Annotated in this window: 5 protein-coding genes and 1 pseudogene; 5 read left to right on the forward strand and 1 reads right to left on the reverse strand. The window is 59.6% G+C overall.

Annotation, left to right across the window (positions count from 1 at the left end; translation table 11 throughout):
- Positions 1-338: 338 nt before the first annotated feature.
- Positions 339-1523: a delta-9 fatty acid desaturase DesA gene (desA, locus tag GSM73_RS02940; protein WP_160891512.1), complete on the reverse strand. Its 1185-nt coding sequence runs from the start codon at positions 1521-1523 to the stop codon at positions 339-341.
- Between the two features lie 146 nt (positions 1524-1669).
- Here desA and dibA point away from each other — a divergent pair, with 146 nt between their 5' ends.
- The 5 genes and pseudogenes from dibA to GSM73_RS28160 all read left to right on the forward strand — a co-directional run.
- Entirely contained in the window at positions 1670-3577 is a 1908-nt protein-coding gene (gene dibA, locus GSM73_RS02945) for a phosphodiesterase DibA (RefSeq protein ID WP_107321445.1), read from the forward strand.
- A gap of 142 nt (positions 3578-3719) precedes the next feature.
- A complete protein-coding gene (gene oscA / locus GSM73_RS02950; RefSeq protein WP_047230313.1) occupies positions 3720-3902 on the forward strand; it encodes a sulfur starvation response protein OscA in 183 nt (60 codons plus the stop codon).
- A 50-nt stretch (positions 3903-3952) separates the two neighbouring features.
- Entirely contained in the window at positions 3953-4966 is a 1014-nt protein-coding gene (locus GSM73_RS02955) for a sulfate ABC transporter substrate-binding protein (RefSeq protein ID WP_047230312.1), read from the forward strand.
- 213 nt (positions 4967-5179) lie between these two features.
- Entirely contained in the window at positions 5180-5998 is an 819-nt protein-coding gene (gene cysT, locus GSM73_RS02960) for a sulfate ABC transporter permease subunit CysT (protein WP_047230311.1), read from the forward strand.
- Between the two features lie 12 nt (positions 5999-6010).
- Positions 6011-6311: pseudogene (locus GSM73_RS28160) on the forward strand (sulfate ABC transporter permease subunit CysW); the annotation flags it as partial.

Below are 6311 nucleotides of genomic sequence, written 5' to 3' on the forward strand. Positions count from 1 at the left end.
GAGAAGCATGGTGGGCGCTCTGACCAACAGAGGTAACTCGGATGTCGAAGGCTTTTACACCGGCCAACTGAGCCGCTTTATCGCCGACGACCTGCGGGCCATTCCGTCCCGCTAGGCATGCTCGCGTATTAAAAGAATATCGTGGTCGTTAACCCGAACCACGAGTGCCTCGCGTCTGACCCTGTGAACGGATCATTCATTTATGGCTGTCCCGGCAGCTATGCCAATGTGCGACGTCTGCTCAATCACAAGGCCCCCAAAAAAAGGCGCTTCCCCACTCAAGGAGAAGCGCCATCTTTTTAAGTGAACAGCATTCCGCCGGCTGGCGGGGTTGCTTATCAGGCCGTTGCAGGCCGCAGCGAGTAGGTCTTGAGCTGGTCAGCGAAGTCGCGCAGGGACTGGATGCCGCTGGCCTCGGCTTCGTGGATCCATTCCTTGATGGCCGCGAGCATGTCGTGGCCGTTGCTGCTGGTCTTGGCCCAGATCTGCTGCAAGGCCAGGCGTTTTTCGTAGATCACCTTCAACGCCTGACTGTGTTCCAACATGCTCTGGATGCGCGCGTGGTGACGCTCATCCAGCAGGCTGGTTTCCCGCGATAACAGGCGTTTGGCCCGGTGGAATTGGTGGCGGACCGAGTGATCGACCTTTTCCAGTTCCTGCTTGACCAGCGGCGCGATGACCAGCCTGCGGTACTGGGCCATGATCTGGAAACGGTTGTTGAGGATCGCCATGGCGGTGTCCATGTCCAGATGCCCCTTGCCCTCGACACGGTGGGCGATCGGCGCGACGCGCTGGACCTTGGCCAGGCGCAGGAAACTGAATACCTGGATCCAGGCCCAGCCCAGGTCGAACTCCCATTTGCGTACCGACAGCTTGGCCGAATTGGGGTAGGTATGGTGATTGTTGTGCAGTTCTTCGCCACCGATCAGGATGCCCCAGGGCACCAGATTGGTCGCCGCGTCGCGGCATTCGAAGTTGCGGTAGCCCACGGCATGACCCAGGCCATTGACCACGCCGGCAGCCCAGACCGGAATCCACATCATCTGGATGGCCCAGATGGTGATGCCGATGGTGCCGAACAGCAGCAGGTCGATGACGCCCATGATCGCCACGCCCAAGAGTGGGAAGCGGCTGTAGAGATTACGCTCGATCCAGTCATCAGGGCAGTTCTTGCCGTAGATGCGCAGGGTTTCGGGGTTTTCCGCTTCGGCGCGATAGAGTTCGGCGCCTTTGCGCAGCACGGTGGACAGGCCTTTGATCACCGGGCTGTGGGGATCATCGACGGTTTCGCATTTGGCGTGGTGCTTGCGGTGGATGGCGGTCCACTCACGGGTGTTCTGCGCCGTGGTCAACCACAGCCAGAAGCGGAAGAAATGTTTGAGGCCGGCGTTGAGCTCCAGGGAGCGATGAGCCGAATAACGGTGCAGGTAGACCGTGACGCCAATGATCGTGACATGGGTCATCAGCAGGGTGACTGCCACCAGTGACCAGGGCGACAAGCCAAGAAAACCTTCGTACCACATAGGCTATAGGGCCCTCGATAAAGATAGAAACAGCCGTTGCATTATCACCTGCCGCACAGATAAAACCAGTCGGCCTTTCAGATAACAGTGGCAGGATGTTTCTTACTCTATAATTCCCACCTCTTTGTGGGGACATGGATCGCCGAATGACCGTCTATCACCGCAGCGCCATGCGTGGAGCGCTGCTTTATCTCGTGCTGTCGGTCGTCTGGCTGCAGCTGGTTGGTTATTTATTGAGCAGCTTTTTCGATCAATCTGCCGATCAGCTTCGCTGGCAGTTGATCAACGGATATGCCTGGGTCCTGGTCAGCGCCGGATTGGTTTTCCTGGCGGGTGTGCGGATATCCCGGCTTTTCGGAAAAGGTGAACACCGTGCCGACGGCGAACGTTTGCGCCAGGCCGCCGCCGTCTTCGATTGCACGCGCGAAGGGGTGTTGGTGACGGACCCGAACGGCCTGATCGTGCACGTCAATCGCGCCTTCATGACGATTACAGGGTATGCCCGGGATGAGGTGTTGGGCCGGCGGCCCAACCTGTTCAAGTCTGGCCGTCATGGGGCGGATTTCTACCAGGAGATGTTTGCGTCCCTGGGCAGCCGTGGCGAGTGGAGCGGCGAGATCTGGAACCGACGTAAAAGCGGTGAGATCTACCCGCAATGGCAGACGATCCGCGTCGTTCGCGACGATAACGGTCAGGTCAGCCATTACGTCGCGGTGTTTTCGGACATCAGCGCGATCAAGGATTCGGAGCACGAACTGGCCTACCTGGCCCACCACGATCCGCTGACCGGTCTGCCCAATCGCCTGCTGTTTTCCGATCGCGCCGAGCAGGCGCTGGCGTCGTCGCAGCTGCACAAACGCGGCTGCGCCTTGTTGCTGGTGGACCTGGACCATTTCAAGAACATCAACGACAGCCTGGGGCATCACGTTGGCGATCAATTGCTCAAAAGCGTGGCGGAGCGATTCCGGGGGTTGTTTGCGCCCGGCGTGACCCTGGCCCGGCTGGGGGGCGACGAGTTTGCGGTGCTGGTGGAAAATTGCTCGCAGCCGGCGCAGGCGGCGGTGCTGGCCCAGCGCATTATCGATGCCCTGAAAGAACCGTTGCGCCTCGAAAACCAGCTCTTGTTCATCAATGCCAGCGTGGGCATCAGCCTGTTTCCCGGGGATGCCCTCAGCGCGGGGCAACTGCTGCGCAACGCCGACTCCGCGTTGTTCAAGGCTAAGAGTGCCGGGCGCGATGGCTATGCCCTGTATACCGAAGAACTCACCGCTCATGCCCAGCAACGAGTCGAGATCGCCTTCGAACTGCGACGCGCGCTCCAGCAGCAGGAGCTGCGGGTTCATTACCAGCCGGTACACGATCTGGCGACCAGCCGCCTGATCGGTGTCGAGGCTTTGGTGCGCTGGGAACATCCCGAGCGCGGGCTGGTTTCGCCGGCCGAGTTCATTCCCATCGCCGAGCGCACCGGGCTGATCGCCCAAATCGATGCCTGGGTCATGGAGCAGGCCTGTCGACAGATGCGTCAATGGCAGGAGGCTGGGGTGGCGTTATCGTTTGTCGCGGTCAACGTTTCCAGTCGGCTGTTCGCCCGTCGCGAGTTGTACGAACAGGTCGCGCGGGTGCTGCACGTTTCAGGCCTGGACCCGGCCTGTCTGGAGTTGGAAGTGACCGAAAGCGCGGTGATGGACGATCCGGAAGTGGCCCTGGAGCAAATGCACCGCCTGCGGGAATTGGGGGTGCGACTGGCTATCGATGATTTTGGTACCGGTTATTCGTCGTTGCTGCGACTCAAACGCCTGCCTGTCCAGAAGCTCAAGATTGATCAGGGCTTTGTGGCCGGGTTGCCGTGGGATGAGGACGACGCAGCGATTGTCCAGGTAATCATCGCCCTGGCCCGCAGCATGGGTATGCAAGTGCAAGCCGAAGGCATCGAGCAGCGCGAGCAGGCAGCGTTTCTGCTGGAACATGCCTGTGGGATGGGGCAGGGCTACTGGTTCGGGCGACCCGTTGCCGCGCACCAGCTGGATTGGGATCGCGCGCCCGCAATCAATTAATTGCCTTTGCACATCGGCTGTTTGTGTTTTTGGTTATATAAAAATTCTTAAATAGTCTTTTTAAGAATATCTAAGCCTATCTAGTATTGCTCCTACGCCACAAACGGTGCCGCCCACTTCCAGGCATTCAAGGAGCAATAGCATGAGCGCATCTCTACGCAGCGTTGACGGTCAGGACGAAGCAACTCTGTTGCGCGAGATCCTCAATGCCTTACGGGACCTTCGTTTTGGTGCGGTGGAAATCACCGTGCACAACGCGCAAGTCGTCCAGATCGAGCGCAAGGAAAAATTCCGGTTGCAGCAGCCGAGCCACAAACCGGGTTGAAGACCAACACTTCACAAACATAAAAAACCGGAATTCCAGGAGTTTTCACCATGCCGTCAATTCGCCGTTATGCCTTGGCCGTCTTGGCCAGCGCTGTTTTTGCAGGTTCCGCTTTTGCCAAGGATTACGAGTTGCTTAACGTGTCCTACGACCCGACTCGCGAGCTGTACCAGGATTACAACGCCGAATTCGCCAGTTTCTGGAAGAAAGCGCACCCGGACGATAGCGTGAAGATCCAGCAATCTCACGGTGGCTCGGGCAAGCAGGGTCGGGCGGTGATCGATGGCCTGCGGGCTGACGTAGTGACCCTGGCTCTGGCTGGCGACATCGACGAAATCGCCAAGCTGGGCAAGTCCCTGCCGGCGGATTGGCAAACACGCCTGCCGGAAGCCAGCACACCGTACACCTCAACCATCGTGTTCCTGGTGCGCAAGGGCAACCCCAAGGGCATCAAGGACTGGGGCGATCTGATCAAGGATGACGTGTCGGTCATCACCCCGAACCCGAAGACCTCCGGCGGTGCTCGCTGGAACTTCCTCGCCGCCTGGGCCTATGGCCTCAAGGCCAACGGTGGTGACGAAGCCAAGGCCAAGCAATACGTTCAAGCACTGTTCAAGCATGTGCCGATCCTCGATACCGGCGCCCGTGGCTCGACCATTACCTTCGTCAACAACGGTCAGGGCGACGTGTTGCTGGCCTGGGAAAACGAAGCCTTCCTGGCGCTGAAAGAAGACGGCGGCGCGGACAAATTCGACATCGTCGTGCCGTCGTTGTCGATCCTCGCCGAGCCGCCGGTGGCGGTGGTGGACAAGAATGCCGAGAAAAAAGGCAACCTGGAGATCGCTGAAGCCTACCTCAAGCACCTGTACAGCCCGGCCGGCCAGGAAATCGCCGCGAAAAACTTCTATCGTCCACGTGACAAGGACGTGGCCGCCAAGTACTCCCGGCAGTTCCCGAAATTGGACCTGGTGACCATTGACAAGGACTTCGGTGGCTGGAAAACCGCCCAGCCGAAATTCTTCAACGATGGCGGCATTTTCGACCAGATCTATCAGGCGCAGTAAGCTGGGCAGGCCTGAATGAGCTGATTACAAGCTAAGGCCGGACACTGAATCTGTGGCGAGGGGATTTATCCCCGTTGGGGCGCGAAGCGGCCCTGAATCTGGCATGTCTTTATGCTCAGGTGAATTGAGTCGGCTGCTTTGGGGCTGCTTCGCAGCCCAACGGGGATAAATCCCCTCGCCACAGTTTTTGCGCGTTCTCAACCAAGGACCTTTATGTCGCGTCGCATATCCCCCGTCATACCCGGCTTCGGGCTGACGCTGGGCTACACCCTGGTGTACCTCAGTCTGATTGTGCTCATACCCCTGGCGGCAATGTTCGTACATGCCGCCCAACTTACCTGGGAACAGTTCTGGGCGATCATCTCCGCGCCACGGGTGCTGGCGGCCTTGAAGCTCAGCTTCGGCACTGCTCTGTGCGCGGCGATCATCAACGGTGTGATCGGTACGCTGTTGGCCTGGGTGCTGGTGCGCTACACCTTCCCCGGTCGCAAGATCATCGATGCAATGATCGATCTGCCGTTCGCCTTGCCCACCGCCGTGGCGGGTATTGCACTGACGGCGTTGTATGCGCCGACCGGCCTGGTCGGCCAGTTTGCCACCGACCTGGGTTTCAAGATCGCCTACACCCCGCTGGGCATCACCCTGGCGCTGACCTTCGTGACGCTGCCGTTCGTGGTGCGCACGGTGCAGCCGGTGCTGGCCGATATCCCCCGTGAAGTCGAAGAGGCCGCCGCCTGCCTCGGTGCCAAGCCGTGGCAGGTGTTCCGCCACGTCCTTGTGCCGGCGTTGTTGCCGGCCTGGTTGACCGGCTTCGCCCTGGCCTTTGCCCGTGGCGTGGGTGAGTACGGGTCAGTGATTTTCATCGCCGGCAACATGCCGATGAAAACCGAGATCCTGCCGCTGCTGATCATGGTCAAGCTCGACCAATACGACTACACCGGCGCCACCTCCATCGGCGTGCTGATGCTGGTGGTTTCCTTCGTCCTGTTGCTGCTGATCAACCTGCTGCAGCGGCGCATCGAAACCCCATAAGGAGGCGCGAACATGTCCCAATCGTCTATTTACGCGGCCTCCACCAACGCCGCCCGCCGCGGCAGTGCAACATCGCGGCGAGTCCTGATCGGTCTTGGCTGGTTGATCTTTGCGCTGTTCCTGCTGCTGCCACTGTTCATCGTGGTCTCCCAGGGGCTGAAGCTGGGCCTGGGGGCGTTCTTCGCCGCAATCTTCGAACCCGATGCCCTGTCGGCGCTCAAGCTCACGGTGATCGCGGTGCTGATCTCGGTGCCGCTGAACCTGGTGTTTGGTGTCAGCGCCGCGTGGTGCGTGAGCAAATATTCATTCCGTG

This window comes from Pseudomonas sp. PICF6 (genome assembly GCF_009831705.1).
Lineage (GTDB): Bacteria > Pseudomonadota > Gammaproteobacteria > Pseudomonadales > Pseudomonadaceae > Aquipseudomonas > Aquipseudomonas rhizophila.

Coding starts and splice junctions, on each gene's coding strand:
- desA (WP_160891512.1), bottom strand. CDS start 1,523: ATGTGGTACGAAGGTTTTCTTGGCTTGTCGCCCTGGTCACTGGTGGCA.
- dibA (WP_107321445.1), top strand. CDS start 1,670: ATGACCGTCTATCACCGCAGCGCCATGCGTGGAGCGCTGCTTTATCTC.
- oscA (WP_047230313.1), top strand. CDS start 3,720: ATGAGCGCATCTCTACGCAGCGTTGACGGTCAGGACGAAGCAACTCTG.
- GSM73_RS02955 (WP_047230312.1), top strand. CDS start 3,953: ATGCCGTCAATTCGCCGTTATGCCTTGGCCGTCTTGGCCAGCGCTGTT.
- cysT (WP_047230311.1), top strand. CDS start 5,180: ATGTCGCGTCGCATATCCCCCGTCATACCCGGCTTCGGGCTGACGCTG.